This is a genomic window from Pseudomonas sp. C8002, assembly GCF_013385765.1.
GTDB lineage: Bacteria > Pseudomonadota > Gammaproteobacteria > Pseudomonadales > Pseudomonadaceae > Aquipseudomonas.
In genome coordinates this window covers 1-21,021 of sequence record NZ_JACAPJ010000014.1, presented here as the reverse complement: position 1 = coordinate 21,021, position 21,021 = coordinate 1, and the positions used below count along the sequence as shown (strand labels likewise).

The window sequence follows — 21,021 nt, the reverse complement described above, 5'->3', positions numbered from 1 at the left end:
TTTTTAGTGATTTATGGAGCCATCCTAAAGCAGCGTTGTGTCAGTTCTTGTCAGGGGTGAACGGCCCGGATTCGTTCTGTTCCATCAGCTTGCGCCAGCCCCGCAACCAATCGCTGCGGCGCCCCGGATACCGTTCACCTTGCAGGCGCGCGGCGGCCACTCGGTCGGTGCGGAAGGTGCGATAGGCCCCACGCAATTCACACCACGCGACGATCACCCGCACTTCGTTGAGAAAGCCCAGGGCCAGGGGCCAGATCAGGCGCTGGCTGGCGGTCTGGCTGGCATCGGCGTAGTCGATGTGCAGCTTGGCCTGGCCGCGAATGGCCTCGCGGAACACATTCAACGGCACGCGGTTTTCCGGGTAGCCGAAGCCTGGCGGGCCCGGCAGCACCGTCGGATTGCGCAAGGCTTCCTGGGCAGCCGGGTCAAGCACGTCGGCGATCTTTGCAAGCGCATTGGCCGCCGCCTGGCTCAGTACGTCATCACCGCGCTGGTCGACATACCGCAAGCCCAGCACGATGGCTTCGGTCTCGTCGGCATTGAGCATCAGCGGCGGCAGGAACAGGCCCGCACGCAGCACATAGCCCACGCCCGCCTCGCCGTAGATCGGTGCGCCCAACGCGGTCAGTTCGGCGATATCGCGGTACAGCGTGCGCTCGGAAATCTCCAGTTCTGCCGCCAGCACGGCGGCCGTCACCGGGCGTTTTTTGCCCCGCAGGACTTGCAACAAGGTCAACAGACGACTGGTACGCGACACGTTAATCATGCTCGAAAAAGAAAGGTGGCGCAGCTTAGCAGAGGCCTCCGTCAGAAAGTGTCAGGAACAGGCACCCTTCCCTTCAGCCGCCAAAAAAGCCCCTTGACGAAATATATGACTAGCATCATATTTAATAGATGTTTGGAAACATTTAAACTAACCACAGCGTCAGGAGTTTCGGTATGCGTAATAAAGTCTTTGGCCGTCGCAGCGGCCTGCGGGTTTCAGAGCTGGCCCTGGGTACCGCCAATTTCGGCACAGGCTGGGGCCACGGCGCCGAGCGCGACGAGTCCAAGCGAATCTACGACGGCTACCTGGAGGCCGGCGGTAACTTCCTCGATACCGCCAACGGTTACCAGTTCGGTCAATCGGAAGTGCTGCTCGGCGAGTTCATTGCCTCGGAACGGGATCGCCTGGTGATCGCCACCAAGTACACCCTGCGCACCCAGCCTCAAGACGAAGGCACGATCAAGCTCGGCAACAACCGCAAGAACATGGTGCGCGCCGTCGAAGAAAGCCTGAAACGCTTGAACACCGACCACATCGACCTGTTCTGGGCGCATATCAGCGACAACGTCACGCCGATGGAAGAGATCCTGCGGGGTTTTGATGACCTGGTGCGTGCCGGCAAGATCCACTACGCCGGGCTGTCCAACTTCCCCGCCTGGCGCATTGCCCGCGCCGACCTGCTCGCTGAAGTGCGCGGCTTTGCACCGCTGGTAGCGATCCAGACCGAATACAGCCTGGCCGAACGCACCGCTGACCGCGAGCTGCTGCCCATGGCCGAGGCCCTGGGCCTGGCCGCGACTTTATGGTCACCGCTGGGGGGTGGTTTTCTGACCGGGAAGTACCGCAACAGCCAGGACGATACCCGCGCCAGCAAGCTGGGGATTTTGGTCCACGCTGAAAAAAGTGCACGGGAAACCGCAGTGCTCGACACCCTGCTGGCGGTTGCCGGTGAACTGGACGCCACGCCGACTCACATCGCCATCGCCTGGCTGCGGGAAAAGGCCCGTCGTTCCACTACCGCGCTGATCCCGATCCTGGGGCCGCGTACCCGCGAACAGCTGGACGGCACCCTGGGTGCGTTGAGTGTGCAACTCTCGGCTGAGCAAGTGGACCGTCTGGATGCTGCCAGCGCGATACCGCTGGGCGTGCCCCACGAGATGATCGCGGAGCGCTTCCCACGTTATACGGACGATGATGCACAAGACCTGCGCTGGCCGCCGGTTATCTAAGACCCGTTGTGGCGAGGGAGCTTGCTCCCGCTGGGCTGCGTAGCGGCCCCAAAATCTTGGGAGCGCTGCGCACTCCAGCGGGAGCAAGCTCCCTCGCCACAGATGCAGTACTCAGCCTCAGTTATGCGAGGCTTTTGCTCACCACTTCAAACACATCGCTGGACAGCTCGCCCGAAGCGCGAATCCGCTCCAGCTCGCCTTTCATCAGCGCCTGCCGCACGCTGTCGTACTTGCGCCAGCGGGTCAACGGCGCCAATTGCCGCGAAGCAATCTGGGGGTTGAAGCCATTCAACTGGATCACCAGGTCCGCCAGGAACCGATAACCCGAACCATCCGCCGCGTGGAAGTTGATCAGGTTCTGCCCGGCAAACGCGCCCACCAGTGCCCGCACCTTGTTCGGGTTCTTGATGTTGAACGCAGGGTGCTGCATCAACGTCTTGACCCGCTCCAGCGCGCCCGGCAAACCATTGCCCGCCTGCACGCTGAACCACTGGTCCATGACCAGCGGGTTGTCCTTGAAGTTCTCGGCAAACACCGCCAGCGCCTTGGCTTTTTCTTCTTCGAACGGCGAGTTGACCAGCACCGCCAACGCCGTCAGGCGCTCGGTCATGTTGTCGCACGCGTCAAACTGTTCAAGGGTCGCCGCCAGCACTTCCGGCTTGCCGCTGAGCATCAGGTACGACAGCGCAATGTTCTGCAAGGCGCGACGGGCAAAGTGTTCCGCCTCGGCCACGTACGGGGTTTTCTTCGACAGGTCGCGATTGGCCTGGTAACGCAGCCACAGGCCCTCGAACAGGTTGTCGGCCAACTGCTTGCGAGCAAACTCGCGGGCCGCGTGGATGGCGTCGACATCCGCCACTTCGCTGATTTCGGTCAGGTAGGCTTCGCTCGGCAGCGAGAGCATCTCGGCGACCATCGCCTGGTCCAGGCTCTCGTCGCTCAATACGCTGCGCAATGCGGTGATCAGGCGTTGATCCAGCACCAGCGCCTTGCCCTGCTGATGTTGGGCGATCAGCTCCTGCAACACCTGCACCGACAGTTGCTGGCCGGCGTCCCAGCGATTGAAGCCATCGCTGTCGTGCTGCATCAGGAACATCAGTTGGTCGCGGTTATACGGGAAGCTCAGCTTCACCGGCGCTGAGAAGCCACGCAGCAGCGACGGCAGCGGGTGCTCGGCGATGTCGACAAAGGTGAAGGTCTGTTCGGCTTCGGTCACCGAGATCACGCGGGAAGTGGCGCCGGCAGCGGTTTCACCGGCCAGGCGCAAGGCGATGCCCGCGCCCTTCCCGTCCAGCAGGCCCAGCTCAACCGGAATCACGAACGGCAGTTTTTCCACCTTGTCCGGGGTTTCCGGGCAGCTTTGACGGAAGGTCAGGCTGTAGGTTTTAGCCACCGCGTCGTAGGACTCGGTCACCGCCAGGCGTGGCGTACCGGCCTGGCTGTACCAGCGCTTGAACTGCGTCAGGTCAGCGCCGTTGGCGTCCTCCATGGCCTTGATGAAGTCGTCGCAGGTCACGGCCTGGCCGTCGTGGCGTTCGAAGTACAGGTCGCTGCCTTTGCGGAACCCTTCGGCGCCGAGCAAGGTTTGGATCATACGGACGACTTCCGAGCCCTTTTCGTACACGGTCAGGGTGTAGAAGTTGGAGATCTCGATAAAGCCGTCCGGACGCACGGCGTGGGCCATGGGACCGGCATCTTCGGCGAACTGGTGGGTGCGCAGATAAGCCACGTCCTGGATGCGCTTGACGGTGGCCGAGTTCATGTCGGCAGAGAACTGCGAATCACGGAACACCGTGAAGCCTTCCTTCAGCGACAGCTGGAACCAGTCGCGGCAAGTCACGCGGTTGCCCGACCAGTTGTGGAAGTATTCGTGGGCAACGATCGCCTCGACCCGCTGGTGCGCGGCGTCGGTGGCGGTTTCGGCACGGGCCAGCACGGCGCTGGAGTTGAAGATGTTGAGGCCCTTGTTTTCCATGGCGCCCATGTTGAAGTCGTTGACCGCGACGATCATGAAGATGTCGAGATCGTATTCACGGCCATAGACTTCCTCGTCCCAGCGCATGGATTTCTTCAGGCTGTTCATGGCGTGCTGGCACTTGTCGATGTTTTCCGGCTCGACATAGATGCGCAGCGCCACGGTGCGCTCGGTCATGGTGGTGAAGGTGTCTTCGACACACCACAAATCACCGGCCACCAGTGCAAACAGGTACGCCGGCTTCTTGAACGGGTCTTCCCAGGTCGCCCAGTGCCGGCCGTCTTCGCCAGGGCCGGAAGCAATCGGGTTGCCATTGGACAGCAACACCGGGTAGCTGTGTTGCTCGGCGATCACCGTGGTGGTGAACACGCTCATCACGTCCGGACGGTCGAGGTAATAGGTGATCTTGCGGAAACCCTCGGCCTCGCACTGGGTGCAGAACATGCCGCCGGATTTGTACAGGCCTTCCAGGGCGGTGTTGGTTTCCGGGTGAATCTTCACCGTGGTGTCGAGGGTGAAGGTCGCGCTGGTGGGGTGCACGGTCAGGTGGCTGTCGCTCAACTGGTAGTCGGCGTCGGTCAGTTCCTGGTCGGCCAGGTTCACCGACAGCAGCTCCAACTGCTGCCCGTCCAGCACCAGCGGCGGCAAGCCGGCGCCGCGCTCGGGGTTGCGGCGCATCACCAGCTGCGCGTGGACCAGGCTATGGTCCTCGAACAACTCGAAGGTCAGGTGCGTCTCGTCGATCAGGTAATCCGGCGCCTGATAGTCCTTCAGGTAAATCATCTTCGGCTGTTCGGTGCGCATGTCTGTCGTCCTTCTACTGATGCACGGCGAGCTGGTAGGCCGTGTATTTACGAATATTGATCACGCCGGTATCGAAGATCAGGTATTGGCCCTTGATCCCCATCAGCGTGCCTTCGGCAATCGGGTTCTTGTCCAGGTTGAAGCTGACGATCTTGTTCGGATACTGCTCGATCGGGTAGCGGATTTCGATCGGTTCGATGTCGGTCACCGGTTGGATGGCCTGCAGGCCAAAGCGTTCCTGCAAACCGAGCATGCCTTCGGCACAGCTGGCGAACAGTTCGTCGCGCACCTGCGCAAGGTCGACGGCCTGGGCATCGCCCTTGAGCAGCGCGCGCCAGTTGGTCTTGTCGGCCACCTGGCTGCGGAACAGGTCTTCGACGAAGCCCGACTGCTGGCGCGTGGCAACGCGCATGATCGGCAGCGCCTGGCTGGCGCCCTGGTCGAGCCAGCGGGTCGGCAGCTGGCTGGCGCGGGTGATGCCGACCTTGATCCCCGACGAGTTCGCCAGGTACACCACGTGGTCGGTCATGCAGAATTTTTCACCCCAGGCCGGATCGCGGCAGGTGCCGGCGTCGTAATGGCAGCGCTCGGGGCTCATGATGCACAGGTCGCACTGGGCCAGTTTGGTCATGCACGGGTAGCAGTAACCCTGGCTGAAACTGGTCTTGGTCTTGCGACCGCAATGGGTGCAATGGATCGCACCGAGGTATTCCAGGCGCACGGTAGTGCCGATCAATGGATTGACCGGCACCTCGGTGTCGCCCAGGCGAAACGCGTATTGAACGGTCGGCTCACCCAACTGCGCCGACATCTTGCTGACTGCACCACGGCCAATCTCAATCAATGGATGGCATCCGACTTGAACAGGATGTTCGGCACCGGCGCCGACTTGGAGGCGCATTCCTGCGGGCCCATGTAGCCGGTGCGCTGGTCTTCCGGCAGGTTCTGCAGTTCCCAGGCGATCACCGCCTGCAACGACAATTCACGCTGCTCGGCGGTGAGCTTGCGGCCATCGGACCATTTGCCGATTTCCACGGCGAGCTTGAGGCTCTCGTAGATGTCCGGGGTGATGTTTTCGATCATTTCGACAAAAGAGGACATAAGACTCTTCCTTAACTAAATAGGAGACATTTTGCGGCGGCTGTACAAGCCACCCAACAAACCGGTCAGGCAACCCATCACCAGGCCACCCACGTGGGCCGCGTTGGCGATTTCGCCGAAGCCGATCATCGAGACCAGGCCCGACAGGCACAGCACCAGCCACACCAGCATCATCACCAACACCCCGCGAGGCAGGCGATACACCGGATTCGGCGACACCCACTGATAGATCCAGCAATGCCCGAGCAAGCCATACAGCACGCCGGACAACCCGCCAAACAGGCCGGGACCACCAAAATAGTATTGAGCGTAGTTCGACACCAGGCTGAACAGCAGGGTCAGGCCCAGCAGGTTGATGCTGCCCTGGCGCAACTCGATGCGCCGCCCCAGTTCCCAGTACCACATGCCGTTCATGGCCAGGTGCAGGATGCCGAAGTGGATCAACATCGGCGTGACCAGGCGCCACCACTGTCCCGACGCCAGGCTGTCGGTCAATGGCGTGAAACGGATGTACTCGCCTGCCACGCTGAACGGCAGGAACGTCAGCCAGCTCATGGCTTGCAGGTTATCCCCCAGCAACGTAACGGCGCCGACGATGATGCTCAGCAGCAACACCAACGCGGTCACCGGGCTGTGGCGAAGCTGCTGGGCAAACCCGGGACGCCTGGTCGACGTCGCCTGCTCGGGAATGTCCAGTTGCTGGTCCGGGTCACCGGCCGGAAAGCGCTGGTACAGGACCTTCACGTCTTCACTGATGGAGTCAGGCACCCACAGCACCTGCTCCCCGGCTTCTTCGCTGACGCGATGGGGCACTTGCATGCGTTGCAGAAGCTTGACGAAACCACTCAAATCCACCGCCAGCGGCAGGCGTAATACAGCAACGGTACTCATGAAATAACCTCAGGGCGCTCGACATCGACCCAAACAAATTTACGCGGGTCCAGGCGGGTTTCCTGATCCAGCCGGTACGCCACCAGCTTGCCGTACAGCACCGCGCTGTAGTCCAGGCAGGCCAGGTTCGGGCGGATCGGCGCCGGTTTGCCGCTGCGCCAGTAGTGGCCGACGAACAGCAATGGCTCGTCGACGCCGTAGCGCAGCAGGGAATTCTTTTCAGTGGACGACAGCGGCGTGGCGGCCACAGGTTCCGGCAGCGCATCGGGCTGGAACACGATATCGCCGTAGGTTTTCGGGTCGTCTTCCCAGAACTTGGTGCGGAAGAACGAACGCGTCAGGCCGTCGCCGCCGGTCAGGGTCAAGCCGTCCGGCAGGCGCATGTCGGTGCCGCGCAACAGGCGGTCGAAGGCATTGCTGGCGAAACTGCCGGGCACGGCGGCGGCTTGCAGGAAGTGTTCGTCGATGCAGCCGTCCGGGAAATGCGCGCGCAGGGGCTCGATAAAGCCGTTGTCCCAGCAGGCGTGCACTACGCGGAATCGCCCGGCGTCGACAAACAGCGGCATGTCATAGAACCAGCCGAGGAAATCGTGCCAGTCTGCCGGGTGCTGTTCGAACTGGGTCAGGGTCTCGTGGATCAACCGCGCGTGGCGTGGCGTGTGCTCGCGCACAAACTGCTTGCCGCTGCCTGGGGCGGCGGGCGTGCTCCAGCCCAGCGCGTTGAACTCATGGTTGCCCATGATGCACAGCGCCTGGCCGGCCTCGGTCATGTCGTGGACGATATGCAGCGCCTCGCGAATGCGCGGGCCACGGTCGATGATATCGCCGAGGAACACGGCCATTCGCGAGGGATGGCGCCAGGTGCCGCCCTGCTTGTGGTAACCCAACCGGTCGAGCAAGTGCTCAAGGGTATGAGCGCAACCGTGCACGTCACCAATCAGGTCGTAGCTACGCGCGGGATCGAGCATCAGTCGCCTCCACCCCCCAAGCGGCTGCCCCAGCCCAGCTTGGTCCGGCACACTTCGTAGTAGTTGTGGTCCAGCGGGTGGATCAACCGCAACTTCTGTGCCTTTTTGCTCACGGTGATGGTGTCACCGGGGGCGCAGGTGAAATGGTTCTGCCCGTCGCAGGAGACTTGCGGGTAGATCTGCATGTCTTTTGACACCACGATTTTCAGCTCACTGTTGCCATCGACCACGATAGGCCTGCTGGACAACATATGGGGATACATCGGCACGATCACAATGGCATCCAGCTTGGGATGCATGATCGGCCCACCGGCCGACAGCGCGTAGGCCGTGGACCCGGTCGGCGTGGCGACGATCAGGCCGTCGGCCTTCTGGCTGCACACGAACTGGCCGTCGATGTACAACTCGAACTCGATCATCCGCGTCGACTTGCCGGGGTGCAGCACCACATCGTTGAGGGCGTCGCCCTGGCCGATGGCTTCGCCGTGGCGGCGCACTTCGGCTTGCAGCAGGAAGCGGTTTTCCACCAGGTAGTGGCCGTCCAGCACCTTGGCCACTTCGACTTCCAGCTCGTCGGGGCGAATATCGGTGAGGAACCCCAGGCTTCCACGGTTGATCCCCAGCACCGGCACGTTATGCCGCGCCAGCGCCCGGGCGGCGCCCAGCAGGCTGCCGTCGCCGCCCACCACGATCACCATGTCGCAGACTTCACCGAGCATCTTGCGCGACGAGGTCTGCAGGCCATGGCCCGGGAGGATTTCAGCGATGGTGTCTTCGAGGATCACGTGCAGGTGGCGCTCGAGCAGAAACTTTTTCAGTCGGCGGACGGTGTCCAGCACCTGGGTACTGCCCAGGCGACCGATAATGCCGATATTGCGAAATTGCTCCATGGGGCTCCTGCGGGGTTCGGGTTCTGCAAAAAAGAACGATTATGGGCGAAAGCCGGCGTTACACAAAATCCTTTGTCGCCGCAAACCCCAGACGACAACGGTTCTCAGCCCCCTTCCCGGCTGTAAAAGGCTATGCTCGGACCATGACTCTGTTCCCTGATTTGCAGCACCTGCCCCGCCAACTGCGTCACCCCGAGGTGCGCGATCTCGCGTGGGTGATGCTCGCCCCGCCGATGCTCGCGCAAACGCCGTGGCCACAACGCCACCCGCTGACCGGCAGCGACTGGGTGCAGGCGCCGCATTTGCTGGAGCAGTGGCTGCGCCAGCTGGACCAGGACAGCAGTGCCTTGCTGCATTGGCTGAGCCAGGCACGCACCCGCCGGCTGGGGTTGTATTACGAACGGCTGTGGCAATTCGCCGTGCAACATGCGCCGGGCGTGGAGCTGCTGGCGGCCAACCTGCCGATCCGCCAGGCCGGGCATACCCTGGGCGAGCTGGACATGCTGCTGCGCGACCGTGACGGTGTGCATCATCTGGAACTGGCGATCAAACTCTACCTCGGGCCCCAGGACGGTAATGGCCGGGACACCGCGCAATGGCTCGGCCCCGGCTGCCACGACCGGCTCGACCGCAAACTGGCCCACCTGGCCCAGCACCAACTGCCGATTTCCGCCCGGCCGGAGAGCCGCGAAGTCCTGGCCGCGCTGGATATCCAGGCTTTTGATGCCCATCTGTGGCTGGGCGGGTATCTGCTCTACCCATGGCCGGGCATGGCGCAGGCGCCGCAGGGCGCGCATCCCCAACACCTGAATGGCCGCTGGCTGCATCAGCGCGATTGGTCGAGGTTTATCGAGCAAAGCCCGGCAGGACGCTGGCAACCGCTGCCCCGCCATGCATGGCTGGCACCGGCGCACTACCCGGCGGACGAAGCCTGGGACGCGGCCCGGATGCAGCACTGGCTAACCGAACTGGACCCCATGGCGCCCGCGCAGTTGCTGGTGCGCCTGGTGGAAAACAGCGAAGGCGAATGGGAAGAAGCCGAACGGTTGTTTCTGGTGGCGGATCTTTGGCCGAACGTGCCGGCGCTTACAGGTTATCGATATGCCGATAGTCAATCTGTAACCCCATAGCCAGCTGCTTTGAACGGCCCAACCGAATCGGGCCGCGCTCGATGTCCACCAGTAAACCCGGGCAGTCCAGCTGCGGCAGCCCTGCCACATCCTTCAGCCGTCCATCGGTGATCACCAGCAGACGCTGCTGCTCCACCGGGTAACGCTTGCGACGAGCCGCCAACCAGTGCCCCGCTTCGTTCAGCGCTGCCAACAATGGCGTGCCACCGCCTGCACCGAGGCCATCAAGCCAATGACCAAGCCCTTTTGCCGCCTTTAATCCCTGCACCTGCCACTTTGGCGATTGCCCGCTCGCGGTGAGCAACGCCATGCGCGCCCGCTGTCGATAGGCATCGTCGAACAGTTGGGCCAGTAATCCCTTGGCATCACTCAGCGCCTGATGCCGCCGGGTTGAGGCCGAAGCATCGACAATCACCAGCCACAGCTCATGGGGCGTACGGCTACGCAGTTGATACAGCAAATCTTCGCGGCGTTGCGGCCGCCCGCCGAGCAAGGTACCCGGCCAGTTGATCGAACCTTCGGCCGCGCTGCGCGCCTGGCCTCGCCGGCCCTTGTTCAGTCGACCCGCCTTGGGCCGTGCATCCGCCCCCGCGTCAGGTTTGGGGCGGATGCCTAGGGCTTTTTTGGCCAGGTGGGCACATCACGGCGAGCACCTATCGGCAAGGCGGCTGCGGGCATGTCGCCCCATTGGCCCTGGCCTTCAGGTGCATCATTGGGCTTGGGTGATTGACCGCCAGCGGGCGGCGTTGCAGGCGGGGATTGCTCCTGACGACGATGGCGCAGGGCAAATTCCGCGACCGCTTCGATATCTTCTTCGCTGATAGCCGTCGCGCCCCGCCAGGCCGCATGGGCACGTGCGCCACGCAGCCAGACCAGGTCGGCGCGCAAGCCATCGACCCCGGCGGCAAAGCAGCGCTCGGTAATCTGCGCCAGCGCCTGGTCATCCAACGGGATGCTATCCAGCAAGGCGCGGGCCCGGGTGCAGCGCTCACGCAACGCGGCCTGCCGGTCGGCCCATTGCCCGCAGAAACCCTGAGGGTCGCTGTCGAAATCCAGGCGGCGACGGATGATCTGCCCGCGTTCGGCCGGCTGGGTGTGCCCGCTCAGCGCTACGTTGAAACCAAACCGGTCGAGCAATTGCGGGCGCAGCTCGCCCTCTTCCGGGTTCATGGTGCCGATCAGTACAAAACGCGCCGAATGCCGGTGGGAAATCCCGTCGCGCTCGATCAGGTTGGTGCCGCTGGCGGCCACGTCCAGCAGCAGGTCCACCAGGTGGTCGGGCAGCAGGTTGACTTCATCGACATAGAGCACGCCGCCGTCGGCCTTGGCCAGCACGCCGGGGGAAAACTGTGCGCGGCCATCACTGAGTGCCGCGTCCAGATCGAGTGTGCCCACCAGCCGCTCCTCGGTGGCGCCCAACGGCAGCGTGACGAACTGGCCGCTGGCGAGCAGGTCCGCCAGGCCACGGGCCAGGGTGGACTTGGCCATGCCCCGCGGGCCTTCAATCAGCACGCCACCGATCTTCGGGTCGATGGCGGTCAGGCACAGGGCCAGTTTCAGGTCGTCGGCGCCGACCACGGCGGACAGCGGGAAATGTGGAATGTCGGTCATCAACTGCCTTCTTCTATATCCAACAACAGGTTTTCCAACGCCTCGCGGTACGCCCCAGGCTCCTGCCACATGCCGCGTTGCTGGGCTTCGAGCATGCGTTCGGTCATGTCCCGCAGGGCATCCGGGTTGTGCTGCTGCACAAAGGCGCGGGTGTCCGGGTCCAGCAAGTAGGCATCCGCCAGCAACGCGTATTGATGATCGTCGATCAACGCCGTCGTAGCGTCGAACGCGAACAGATTATCCACGGTGGCCGCCATCTCGAACGCGCCTTTATAGCCGTGGCGCTTCACCCCTTCGATCCACTTCGGGTTGGCCGCCCGGGCACGAATCACCCGGTTCAACTCTTCCTTCAACGTGCGGATCTTCGGCAAGTCCGGCTGGCTGTGGTCACCATGATAGCTGGCAGCCTTGTCGCCGCTCAGGGTTTCCACGGCGGCGAGCATGCCGCCCTGGAATTGGTAGTAATCATTGGAGTCGAGCAGGTCATGCTCGCGGTTGTCCTGGTTTTGCAACACCGCCTGCACCTGGCTCAAACGCTGGGCAAACTGTTCGCGGGCGGCGGTGCCTTCGTCGGAGCCGCCATAGGCGTAGCCGCCCCAGTTCAGGTAAACCTCGGCCAGGTCTTCGCGGCTCTGCCACAAGCGCCCATCAATCGCGCCCTGCACGCCGGCACCATAGGCACCGGGCTTGGCACCGAAGATCCGCCAACCAGCCTGCTTCGCCGCCGCGTCCTCGTCCAGGCCCGACAGGCGCAAGGCCTCGCGCTCACTGCGCACCTTGGCCGCCAGCGGGTTCAGGTCGTCGGGTTCGTCCAGCGCCGCCACGGCTTGCACCGCCGCATCGAACAGGCGGATCAGGTTGGCGAACGCATCGCGGAAGAATCCCGACACGCGCAAGGTCACATCCACCCGTGGCCGGTCCAGCAGACTGATCGGCAGGATTTCAAAGTCATCCACCCGCTGGCTGCCCGTGGCCCACACCGGGCGCACGCCCATCAGCGCCATGGCCTGGGCGATATCGTCGCCACCGGTGCGCATGGTGGCAGTGCCCCACACCGACAGGCCGAGTTGGCGCAAGTGGTCGCCATGGTCTTGCAGGTGACGCTCAAGGATCAGGTTCGCCGACTGGAAGCCGATGCGCCAGGCAGTGGTGGTGGGCAGGTTGCGCACATCCACCGAGAAAAAGTTACGACCGGTAGGCAACACGTCCAGACGGCCCCGGCTCGGCGCGCCGCTGGGCCCGGCCGGGACGAAGCGCCCGCTCAAGGCATCCAGCAACCCGCGCATTTCCGCCGGGCCGCAGGCATCCAGGCGTGGCGCGACGACGATGCGCAAGCTCTCGATCACCGCCTTGACGTCTTCCCAGCCGGGCTCTTCAAGCTGCTCCACGGCACCTTCCAGCGCCTGCTCGATCAAGCGCGCGGCATACAGCTCCAGGCGTTCACGGGTGTCGCCGGCGGTGCGCCACAACTGCGTGTCGATCTTCTGCAACACCAACGGCCGGCGCCCGGTCCACAGCTCGGCCAGGGCGCAGTCCAGCGGATCGAAGCCCAGGTCGAAGGCCTTGGCCAATACCCGCAGCAGGCTCGATTGCGGCCCCCGCCCATCGCCACGCGGAATACGCAACAACGCCAGCAAGGTGTCGATGCGCAAGCGGCCCTCGGGTGACTCGCCGAAAATGTGCAGGCCATCGCGAATCTGCGACTCCTTCAAGTCACACAGGTAGGTGTCCAGGCGCGGCAGCCAGATCGCCGCATCGGCGTCGCTGTCGAGGTTTTCGTCCAGGGCCAGTTCCTGGTCGATGCGGGTTTCGCGCACCAGCTTGAGGATGTCCTTTTGCAGCTCGCGGGCACGCCGTGGGTCGAGCAGTTGTGCCTCGTAATACTCGTCGGCCAGCAACTCCAGGTCGCGCAGCGGCCCATAGGTTTCGGCGCGGGTCAGCGGCGGCATCAGGTGGTCGATGATCACGGCCTGGGTGCGGCGCTTGGCCTGGGCGCCCTCGCCCGGGTCATTGACGATAAACGGGTAGATATTCGGCAGCGGCCCCAGTAGTGCGTCGGGCCAGCAGTTCTCGGAAAGCCCGACGCCCTTGCCCGGCAGCCATTCCAGGTTGCCGTGCTTGCCAACGTGGATCACGCCGTGGGCGCCGTAGGTGTGGCGCAACCAGAAGTAGAACGCCAGGTAGCCATGGGGCGGCACCAGGTCCGGGTCGTGATAGACCGCACTCGCGTCCACCTGGTAACCCCGGGCCGGCTGGATGCCGACGAAGGTCAGGCCCAAACGCAGGCCCGCGATCATCATGCGGCCGTCGCGGAACATCGGATCGCTATGAGGTGTACCCCAGCGTGCCAACACGGCCTGGCGATTAGACTCGGGCAAGCGGTTGAACATCGCCTCGTAGTCATCCAGCGCCAGGCTCTGATGACACGGACGCAAGTCGAGGCTGTCCAGGTCGTTGCTGACGCCGCCCAAGAGCGCCTGGATCAGTGCCGTTCCGCTTTCCGGCAGCTCGTCCGGCAGCGGATAACCTTGGATTTTCAGTGCCCGCAGGATATTCAGCGCGGCGGCTGGGGTGTCGAGACCCACGCCGTTGCCGATACGTCCGTCCCGGGTCGGGTAGTTGGCGAGGATCAGCGCGATACGCTTTTCGCCATTCGGCACCCGCGCCAGTTCGACCCAGCGCCGCGCCAGTTCGGCGACAAAGTCCATGCGCTCCGGCTGTGCGCGATAGCACACCACATCCGACTGGCTGCGCTCGCTGCGCCAGGCCAGGTCCTTGAAGCTGATGGGCCGGCTGATGATGCGCCCGTCCAGTTCCGGCAACGCGATGTGCATCGCCAGGTCCCGTGGGCCGAGGCCTTGCTCGCTGGCCTGCCAGCCGGGCTCGTTGTCCTGGGCGCAAATCGCCTGGATCACCGGGATATTGCGGCGAAACGGCCGCAGGTGCGGCGCTTCGGGGCTGGACTGGGCAAAACCGGTGGTGTTCAGAATCACCGAGGCGTGCACCTCGTCCAGTAAATCCTCGACCACGGTCAGGCAGCCGGGCTCTTTCAAACTGGCCACCGCCATCGGCAGCGGGTTGAGACCCGCGGCCTGCAAGCGCTGGCAAAAAACATCGATAAAGCCGGTGTTGGCCGCCTGCAAATGGGAGCGGTAGAACAGCACCGCCGCCACGGGAAAATCAGCTTGCCAGTCAGCCTGCCAATCGTTGAGGCGGGCATTGGCTTTATGCGGGTGATAAATCGCCGTGCGCGGCAGGGTTTGCGGCTCGCTCCAGGCGTAATCGCGGCCAAGGCAGCCGGCGGCCAGGCAACGATAGAAATCCAGCGCATTCCCCAAACCACCCTGGCGCAGGAAGTGCCAGAGCCGGTCACGTTCCTGCGCCCCCACGGTGCTGAGGCCACTGAGTTCCGGGTCCGGGCGATCATCCCCCGGCACCAGGATCAGCTGTACGCCGCGCTCGGCCAACTCCACCAGGCGCTCGATACCGTAGCGCCAATAACCGATGCCGCCGTGCAGCGAAATCAGGATGACCTTGGCGTGGCGCAGCACCTCATCCACATACAGGTCGACCGAAGCATGGTTCTGCACCTGCATCGGGTTGGCCAGGCGCAGGCTCGGGTAATCATCGGGCAACTGCTGGGCCGCTTCGGCCAGCAGCGCCAGGCTGGAATCACCGCTGCACAGGATCACCAGCTCGGCGGGGGTTTGCCCAAGGTCGGCGATGTTGTCATCCGAAACGAAACCGCCGGGCTGGGTCCTGAGCAGATGCATGGTTTAAACGCTAAGGGCAGCGCGCAGTTGCGCTTCAAGCAAGGCGGCGTCGAGTTCCTGCCCGATCAGCACCAGGTGCGTGGCGCGCGGCTCATCGGCGCGCCAGGCGCGGTCGAAGTGCTTGTCGAAACGCGTGCCCACGCCCTGAATCAGCAGGCGCATCGGCTTGTTCGGGATCGCCGCGAAGCCCTTGACCCGCAGGATGCCGTGCTTGACCACCAGTTGGGTCAGGGCGTCCAGCAGCAGGCTTTCGTCGGCCTGGGGCAGTTCGATGGAGATGGAGTCGAAGGCATCGTGGTCGTGGTCGTCCTCACCTTCGTGATGATGATCGTGATGGCTGTGGCGGCCATCGATGTGTTCTTCCGAGCCCGCGCCCAGGCCGATCAATACGTCCAGCGGCAGGCGACCGCTGCTGGCTTCGATGATTTTGACCGCCGGCGGCAGTTCTTCAGCCACTTCCAGGCGCACACGGGCCAGGTCTTCAGGGCTGATCAGGTCGGACTTGTTGAGGATCACCAGGTCGGCGCTGGCCAGTTGGTCGGCGAACAGCTCGTGCAGTGGGGATTCGTGGTCCAGGTTCGGGTCGAGCTTGCGCTGAGCGTCGACCTGGTCCGGGAAGGCGGCGAACGTGCCGGCGGCCACGGCTGGGCTGTCGACCACGGTGATCACGGCGTCAACGGTGCAGGCGCTGCGGATTTCCGGCCACTGGAACGCCTGGACCAAGGGTTTTGGCAGGGCCAGGCCCGAGGTTTCGATGAGGATATGGTCGAGGTCGCCGCGACGGGCCACCAGTTCGCGCATCACCGGGAAGAACTCTTCCTGGACCGTGCAGCACAGGCAGCCATTGGCCAATTCGTAGACGCGGCCGTTCGCCTCTTCTTCGGTACAGCCGATGGAGCATTGCTTGAGGATTTCACCGTCAATGCCCAGCTCGCCGAACTCGTTGACGATCACCGCGATACGGCGCCCCTGGGCGTTATCCAGCATGTGGCGCAGCAAGGTGGTCTTGCCCGAGCCGAGGAAGCCGGTAACGATGGTGACGGGGAGTTTGGCCAGTGTTTTCATCGGATGCCCTTTGGGGCGGGCATACGGGACGAGTGGCCCTGCGCGGGTGCGCAGAAGCAGAATTCGCCACCGGATCACCCCGCCCGGTTGAAGTAGAAAATCGGTTGCGAGGCAGGTCTCCTGGCTTGGGGCTTGCCGGCGGTGATGCCGGCGCTGGCTGCGCCTTCCCGCCTTGTTCAGGCAGTGGCGTGGCAGTCAGATAAACCCTTTACAGTTGCGGGGGCAGCCGCGGCATTGACCGCGTTCCCTTCTTAGCTTCGGCCTGGGCCGAAGAACCTCGAAGGTGCAAGGCTACGCAGTGCGCGGGGACGGGTCAATGTCCGAGCGTTTGGCACTAAGCAGCGCCAGGCGCTCCAGCATGCCTTCGCTCGCCGCCGGCCCGGCCTGGACGCTGCATTGCTCGACGGACACGCGTGCACCGTCGGCGTCCACCACCGCCACTTCCACCGGGCGCCGGGTTTTCCGGTCGACCAATTGCAGGCTTTCACCTTCGTTGGCGAAGTGGCGGTTGCCCCAGCCGATGAACGCCATGATCACCACCCGGAAATCCTCGCCAACCGGCGTCGGTACGTACTCGAAACGGGGCGGCCGCTCGCTGTATTGCCGGCGTTCCAGCAGCCCCGCTTCCACCAGGCTGTTGAGCCGGCGAGTGAGCATGTTCGGAGCGATCCCCAGGCTCTGGGAAAACTCATCAAAACGCCGCAAACCTTGCAGCGCGTCGCGCATGATCAGGATGCTCCACCACTCGCCTACCCGTTCCACTCCACGGGCTACCGGGCATTCGGCATTCACCAGCGACTTACGTTGCATTGCAGTTCCTCTGTGGGGCGGCTACGGAAATTTCAGCTATCGGATGTTACTTTCATAATGATAGTTTCGTCCATGCATTGCTACCAACCTGAAATTTGCGGAGCTAAGCGATCATGAGTAAGCGAATTGTTGTGACCGGCATGGGTGCAGTGACACCGCTGGCAACCGGCGTGGAACAGACCTGGAAGCGCCTGCTGGCCGGTGAATCCGGGATTCGCAGGCTACCCGAGGCATTGATCGGCGACCTGGCAATCAGCATCGGCGGCCAAGTGTTGGACCGCATCCAGGACCCTGAAGCCGGCTTTGACCCGGACACTGTCATCCCGGCCAAGGAACAACGCAAGATGGACCGGTTCATCGTGTTTGCCCTGGCAGCCGCGCAAGAGGCCCTGGCCCAGGCTGGCTGGAGTCCGCAGACGCCATCGCAGCAGGAACGTACCGCGACAATCATCGCCTCCGGCGTGGGTGGTTTTCCCGCGATTGCCGAGGCCGTTCGTACGGCTGACAGCAAAGGGCCTCGCCGCCTGTCGCCGTTCACGATCCCGTCATTCCTCGGCAACATGGCGGCCGGGCACGTGTCGATCCAGCATCAACTGAAAGGTCCGCTGGGCTCCCCCGTCACTGCTTGCGCCGCCGGCGTACAGGCGATTGGTGATGCTGCGCGAATGATCCGTGCCGGCGAAATCGACATCGCCGTGTGTGGCGGCGCCGAAGCCTGTATCCACCGAGTCAGCCTCGGCGGTTTTGCTGCGGCGCGTGCGCTGTCCAGCGATTACAACGACACGCCGGCACTGGCTTCGCGCCCGTTTGATCAAGGCCGCGACGGGTTTGTGATGGGCGAAGGTGCCGGGCTGTTGGTGATCGAGGAACTGGAGCATGCATTGGCTCGCGGGGCGACGCCTATCGCAGAGCTGGTGGGCTACGGCACCAGCGCCGACGCCTATCACATGACCTCGGGCCCGGAAGATGGCTCGGGTGCACGCAGGGCAATGGAACTGGCGATCGCGCAGGCAGGGATCAGCGCCGCACAGATCCAGCACTTGAACGCCCATGCCACGTCGACCCCCGTAGGCGACAACGGCGAACTGGCAGCGATCAATACGCTGTTCGGTGCAAATGCCAGCGTCGCGATCAGCGCAACGAAGTCGGCGACTGGCCACTTGCTGGGCGCAGCGGGCGGGATCGAGGCGATCTTCACCGTGCTCGCCCTGCGCGACCAGATTGCCCCGGCGACCCTCAACCTGGACAACCCGGACCCCGCTGCCGATGGGCTGGATATGGTCCGGGGCCAAGCTCGGTCGTTGCCGATTGAATACGCGATTTCCAATGGGTTTGGATTCGGCGGCGTGAATGCCAGCGTGCTGTTCAAACGCTGGCAATAACCCGGCGATTTGACGCCCATCGCCCGCCCATGCTCTCCTACACATCTTGTTTCGGGTGCCCTTCACAGGGTGAAACGGGAAACCGGTGAGTCATGTTCCTTTACTCAAGGGCGTGACGAGTCCGGTGCTGCCCCCGCAACGGTAAGCGAGTGAAGCATCAAAACCACTGTGCCTCTACGGCATGGGAAGGTGATGCTTTCAAGGCCCAGGCCCCTCGCAAGCCCGGAGACCGGCCCGAAAAAATCAGATAACAAACCCGCGGTGGGCGGGCGCTGTTCAGAACCCTGCGTGCCTGGCTCGCGGGGTTTTCATGCGCTCGTGTCACCCTGAAACCCTGAAGGGACGCGCCATGTCGATCATCAGCAGCACCGCCTCTACCGCCAGCACCACCGCCACCCTGAGCCAACGCCTGACTGCCGCCATCGGCGCGTCGATCCTCGGCGCGTGCCTGGTGTATTTCGCCGGTTTCTCGCACATCGAAGCGGTGCACAACGCCGCCCACGATACCCGCCACAGCGCTGCGTTCCCGTGCCACTGAGACCTGCCGACATGATCAAGCGTATTGCCCAAACCGCAGGTTTCACCGGCCTCCTGGCCGCCTTGCTGCTGACCTTGCTGCAAAGCTTCTGGGTTGCCCCGCTGATCCTGCAGGCGGAAACCTTCGAAAACGCCCCGGCCGCGACCGAAGTGCATGAACATGCCGATGCCACGGCCCACACCCACGACGCTGAAGCCTGGGAGCCGGAAGATGGCTGGCAGCGTGTGCTGTCGACGACGGGCGGTAACCTGGTGGTCGCCGTAGGTTTTGCCCTGATGCTTGCCGGCCTGTACACCCTGCGTGCACCGACCCGTACGGCCCAAGGCCTGCTATGGGGCCTGGCCGGTTACGCCACCTTTGTGTTGGCGCCGACCCTGGGCTTGCCGCCTGAATTGCCGGGGACTGCAGCGGCAGACCTGGCGCAACGGCAAATCTGGTGGATCGGCACTGCCGCTTCGACCGCTGCCGGTATCGCGCTGATCGTGTTCGGTCGTAACTGGCTGCTGAAAATCCTGGGCGTGGCGATCCTGGCTGTGCCCCATGTGATTGGCGCACCACAGCCGGAAGTCCACTCGATGCTGGCGCCGGAGGCTCTGGAAGCTCAATTCAAGATCGCCTCGCAGTTGACCAACGTTGCCTTCTGGCTGGCGCTGGGCTTGATCAGTGCCTGGCTGTTTCGCCGTAACCGTGATGGTCAGTATTCGGCATGATCCTGGCGGTTGGCCTGGGGTGTCAGCGGGGTTGTTCTGTCGACATCCTGCGTGAACTGTTCAACGCCGCCCTCGCCGAGGGTGGCATTGAGCGTCAGCGCATCACTGCGCTGGCCAGTCTTGAGCGCAAGCGGGATGAGCCGGGGTTGCTGGCACTGGCTCAGGTTCTGGATTTGCCGTTGGTATTTTTCAGTGCGGAGCAATTGGCGCCCTATGAAGATCGACTGAGCCATAAGTCCGAGACGGTTTTTGCTCATACCGGCTGCTACGGCATTGCTGAAAGTGCCGCCCTGGCCCTGGCAGAACAGCTGTCTCAAAGCCCTGCCACCCTGCTGATCACCCGCAAAAAAACCGCCCAGGCCACCTTTGCATTGGCTTGCGCCGGCTGAATTCCCGATAATCGTCAGCTTTGATCATGAGCAATCTTCATCTGGAGGGCTGCTCGCGTGCTTTTTTTCACAGGAATGAATCCATGACTGTCTTTTTCATCGGCGCAGGCCCAGGCGATCCGGAATTGATCACGGTCAAGGGGCAGCGGCTGATTCGCAGTTGCCCGGTGATTATCTATGCCGGCTCGCTGGTACCGGCGGCGGTGCTTGAGGGGCATCAGGCGGAGTTGGTGGTTAACAGTGCGGAGCTGCATCTGGAGCAGATCATTGGGCTGATCAAGACGGCCCATGAGAAAGGCCAGGATGTGGCGCGGGTGCATTCCGGGGATCCGAGTTTGTACGGGGCGATTGGGGAACAGATTCGGCTGTTGCGGGAGCTTGGGATTGGGTTTCAGATCATTCCCGGAGTGACGGCGGTGGCGGCTTGTGCGGCATTGTTAGAGGCTGAGCTGACATTGCCGGACATTGCACAGAGTGTAATTTTGACGCGGTATGCGGATAAGACGGCGATGCCTGAGGGTGAGGTGTTCAGTAGCCTGGCGCAGCATGGGACGACCATGGCGATTCACCTGGGGGTGAATCATCTGGAGAAGATCGTGGCTGAGTTGGTGCCTCACTATGGGGAGGATTGTCCGATTGCGGTGGTGCATCGGGCGACCTGGCCGGATCAGGATTGGGCCATTGGTACGCTGGCGGATATTGCCGGGAAGGTGGCAGCCAAGGGGTTTCGGCGTACGGCGTTGATTCTGGTGGGTCGGGTTTTGGCCAGTGACAGTTTTGGTGAGTCGTCGTTGTATCGTGCGGGGCATGCGCATTTGTATCGGCCCTGAGGGGGGATGGGTACATATCCGTTATTTAGGTAACGGCGGCTTATGGTTCCGCTCTTACAGCGGCTCACTTTTGAAAAGCGCAAAAGTAAGCAAAAGGTCTTTGCCCCACCACTCGGTGCCTCGCCTAGGCTCGGCATGCCCGCACTCCGGCCCGGTTCC

The 21,021-nt window shown here is 63.2% G+C and carries 19 protein-coding genes and 2 riboswitches; of the genes, 7 read left to right on the top strand and 12 right to left on the bottom strand.

The window, feature by feature from the left end; translation table 11 throughout:
• Positions 1 to 40 precede the first annotated feature (40 nt).
• Positions 41 to 757: a YafY family protein gene (locus HX814_RS21065; protein WP_032898885.1), complete on the bottom strand. Its 717-nt coding sequence runs from the start codon at positions 755 to 757 to the stop codon at positions 41 to 43.
• Between the two features lie 182 nt (positions 758 to 939).
• Here HX814_RS21065 and HX814_RS21060 point away from each other — a divergent pair, with 182 nt between their 5' ends.
• The gene (locus tag HX814_RS21060; RefSeq protein ID WP_177009800.1) at positions 940 to 1,995 is read left to right on the top strand and encodes an aldo/keto reductase; all 1,056 of its coding nucleotides are present in this window, start codon (positions 940 to 942) and stop codon (positions 1,993 to 1,995) included.
• Between the two features lie 121 nt (positions 1,996 to 2,116).
• On the opposite strand, the gene pepN is transcribed toward HX814_RS21060, so the two are convergent.
• The 6 genes from pepN to HX814_RS21030 are packed head-to-tail and all read right to left on the bottom strand — an operon-like array spanning position 2,117 to position 8,624.
• Entirely contained in the window at positions 2,117 to 4,774 is a 2,658-nt protein-coding gene (pepN, locus tag HX814_RS21055; protein WP_177009801.1) for an aminopeptidase N, read from the bottom strand.
• Positions 4,775 to 4,787: 13 nt separating this feature from the next.
• The gene (locus tag HX814_RS21050; protein WP_177009802.1) at positions 4,788 to 5,618 is read right to left on the bottom strand and encodes a DUF2797 domain-containing protein; all 831 of its coding nucleotides are present in this window, start codon (positions 5,616 to 5,618) and stop codon (positions 4,788 to 4,790) included.
• Positions 5,615 to 5,875: a YeaC family protein gene (locus HX814_RS21045; RefSeq protein ID WP_003217900.1), complete on the bottom strand. Its 261-nt coding sequence runs from the start codon at positions 5,873 to 5,875 to the stop codon at positions 5,615 to 5,617. Before HX814_RS21045 ends, HX814_RS21050 begins: the two co-directional genes overlap by 4 nt.
• A 15-nt stretch (positions 5,876 to 5,890) precedes the next feature.
• On the bottom strand, positions 5,891 to 6,766 hold the full coding sequence (locus HX814_RS21040) for a rhomboid family intramembrane serine protease (RefSeq protein WP_008431996.1): 876 nt from the start codon (positions 6,764 to 6,766) through the stop codon (positions 5,891 to 5,893).
• Positions 6,763 to 7,737, bottom strand: coding sequence for a metallophosphoesterase (locus HX814_RS21035; RefSeq protein WP_161635726.1), 975 nt, complete (start codon positions 7,735 to 7,737; stop codon positions 6,763 to 6,765). Before HX814_RS21035 ends, HX814_RS21040 begins: the two co-directional genes overlap by 4 nt.
• The gene (locus tag HX814_RS21030) at positions 7,734 to 8,624 is read right to left on the bottom strand and encodes an NAD(+) kinase (protein ID WP_003217892.1); all 891 of its coding nucleotides are present in this window, start codon (positions 8,622 to 8,624) and stop codon (positions 7,734 to 7,736) included. Before HX814_RS21030 ends, HX814_RS21035 begins: the two co-directional genes overlap by 4 nt.
• Before the next feature lie 143 nt (positions 8,625 to 8,767).
• On the opposite strand from HX814_RS21030, the gene HX814_RS21025 reads away from it, so the two are divergent.
• Positions 8,768 to 9,754: a DUF1853 family protein gene (locus HX814_RS21025; protein ID WP_008431991.1), complete on the top strand. Its 987-nt coding sequence runs from the start codon at positions 8,768 to 8,770 to the stop codon at positions 9,752 to 9,754.
• Here HX814_RS21025 and HX814_RS21020 read toward each other — a convergent pair.
• From HX814_RS21020 to HX814_RS21000, 5 genes are all read right to left on the bottom strand, one after another.
• A complete protein-coding gene (locus HX814_RS21020) occupies positions 9,711 to 10,313 on the bottom strand; it encodes a VWA domain-containing protein (RefSeq protein ID WP_177009807.1) in 603 nt (200 codons plus the stop codon). The two genes, HX814_RS21025 and HX814_RS21020, sit on opposite strands and share 44 nt — an antisense overlap.
• A 53-nt stretch (positions 10,314 to 10,366) precedes the next feature.
• A complete protein-coding gene (locus tag HX814_RS21015) occupies positions 10,367 to 11,365 on the bottom strand; it encodes an ATP-binding protein (protein WP_177009803.1) in 999 nt (332 codons plus the stop codon).
• A complete protein-coding gene (gene cobN / locus HX814_RS21010; protein ID WP_177009804.1) occupies positions 11,365 to 15,138 on the bottom strand; it encodes a cobaltochelatase subunit CobN in 3,774 nt (1,257 codons plus the stop codon). Before cobN ends, HX814_RS21015 begins: the two co-directional genes overlap by 1 nt.
• Positions 15,139 to 15,141: 3 nt before the next feature.
• Entirely contained in the window at positions 15,142 to 16,203 is a 1,062-nt protein-coding gene (cobW, locus tag HX814_RS21005) for a cobalamin biosynthesis protein CobW (protein ID WP_003217887.1), read from the bottom strand.
• Between the two features lie 92 nt (positions 16,204 to 16,295).
• Positions 16,296 to 16,498, bottom strand: a riboswitch (cobalamin riboswitch).
• Positions 16,495 to 17,013, bottom strand: coding sequence for a helix-turn-helix domain-containing protein (locus tag HX814_RS21000; protein WP_177009805.1), 519 nt, complete (start codon positions 17,011 to 17,013; stop codon positions 16,495 to 16,497). (Overlaps the previous riboswitch by 4 nt.)
• Before the next feature lie 113 nt (positions 17,014 to 17,126).
• Between HX814_RS21000 and fabF the strand changes: the two genes are divergently transcribed.
• From fabF to cobM, 5 genes are all read left to right on the top strand, one after another.
• A complete protein-coding gene (gene fabF / locus HX814_RS20995) occupies positions 17,127 to 18,395 on the top strand; it encodes a beta-ketoacyl-ACP synthase II (protein WP_087694357.1) in 1,269 nt (422 codons plus the stop codon).
• Between the two features lie 36 nt (positions 18,396 to 18,431).
• A riboswitch (cobalamin riboswitch) is annotated at positions 18,432 to 18,648 on the top strand.
• Between the two features lie 96 nt (positions 18,649 to 18,744).
• Entirely contained in the window at positions 18,745 to 18,933 is a 189-nt protein-coding gene (locus HX814_RS20990; RefSeq protein ID WP_003217883.1) for a CbtB-domain containing protein, read from the top strand.
• Positions 18,934 to 18,944: 11 nt separating this feature from the next.
• Positions 18,945 to 19,643, top strand: coding sequence for a CbtA family protein (locus HX814_RS20985; protein ID WP_087694356.1), 699 nt, complete (start codon positions 18,945 to 18,947; stop codon positions 19,641 to 19,643).
• Positions 19,640 to 20,032: a cobalamin biosynthesis protein gene (locus HX814_RS20980; RefSeq protein ID WP_177009806.1), complete on the top strand. Its 393-nt coding sequence runs from the start codon at positions 19,640 to 19,642 to the stop codon at positions 20,030 to 20,032. The genes HX814_RS20985 and HX814_RS20980 overlap by 4 nt, the downstream gene beginning before the upstream one ends.
• Before the next feature lie 83 nt (positions 20,033 to 20,115).
• Positions 20,116 to 20,862, top strand: coding sequence for a precorrin-4 C(11)-methyltransferase (cobM, locus tag HX814_RS20975; protein ID WP_008431975.1), 747 nt, complete (start codon positions 20,116 to 20,118; stop codon positions 20,860 to 20,862).
• The last annotated feature ends 159 nt before the right edge of the window (positions 20,863 to 21,021 follow it).

What these genes read in the sequence shown, in the direction of transcription:
- HX814_RS21060 (WP_177009800.1), top strand. Translation starts at nt 940, where the DNA reads ATGCGTAATAAAGTCTTTGGCCGTCGCAGCGGCCTGCGGGTTTCAGAG.
- pepN (WP_177009801.1), bottom strand. Translation starts at nt 4,774, where the DNA reads ATGCGCACCGAACAGCCGAAGATGATTTACCTGAAGGACTATCAGGCG.
- HX814_RS21045 (WP_003217900.1), bottom strand. Translation starts at nt 5,875, where the DNA reads ATGTCCTCTTTTGTCGAAATGATCGAAAACATCACCCCGGACATCTAC.
- HX814_RS21040 (WP_008431996.1), bottom strand. Translation starts at nt 6,766, where the DNA reads ATGAGTACCGTTGCTGTATTACGCCTGCCGCTGGCGGTGGATTTGAGT.
- HX814_RS21030 (WP_003217892.1), bottom strand. Translation starts at nt 8,624, where the DNA reads ATGGAGCAATTTCGCAATATCGGCATTATCGGTCGCCTGGGCAGTACC.
- HX814_RS21025 (WP_008431991.1), top strand. Translation starts at nt 8,768, where the DNA reads ATGACTCTGTTCCCTGATTTGCAGCACCTGCCCCGCCAACTGCGTCAC.
- HX814_RS21015 (WP_177009803.1), bottom strand. Translation starts at nt 11,365, where the DNA reads ATGACCGACATTCCACATTTCCCGCTGTCCGCCGTGGTCGGCGCCGAC.
- cobN (WP_177009804.1), bottom strand. Translation starts at nt 15,138, where the DNA reads ATGCATCTGCTCAGGACCCAGCCCGGCGGTTTCGTTTCGGATGACAAC.
- cobW (WP_003217887.1), bottom strand. Translation starts at nt 16,203, where the DNA reads ATGAAAACACTGGCCAAACTCCCCGTCACCATCGTTACCGGCTTCCTC.
- HX814_RS21000 (WP_177009805.1), bottom strand. Translation starts at nt 17,013, where the DNA reads ATGCAACGTAAGTCGCTGGTGAATGCCGAATGCCCGGTAGCCCGTGGA.
- fabF (WP_087694357.1), top strand. Translation starts at nt 17,127, where the DNA reads ATGAGTAAGCGAATTGTTGTGACCGGCATGGGTGCAGTGACACCGCTG.
- HX814_RS20990 (WP_003217883.1), top strand. Translation starts at nt 18,745, where the DNA reads ATGTCGATCATCAGCAGCACCGCCTCTACCGCCAGCACCACCGCCACC.
- HX814_RS20985 (WP_087694356.1), top strand. Translation starts at nt 18,945, where the DNA reads ATGATCAAGCGTATTGCCCAAACCGCAGGTTTCACCGGCCTCCTGGCC.
- HX814_RS20980 (WP_177009806.1), top strand. Translation starts at nt 19,640, where the DNA reads ATGATCCTGGCGGTTGGCCTGGGGTGTCAGCGGGGTTGTTCTGTCGAC.
- cobM (WP_008431975.1), top strand. Translation starts at nt 20,116, where the DNA reads ATGACTGTCTTTTTCATCGGCGCAGGCCCAGGCGATCCGGAATTGATC.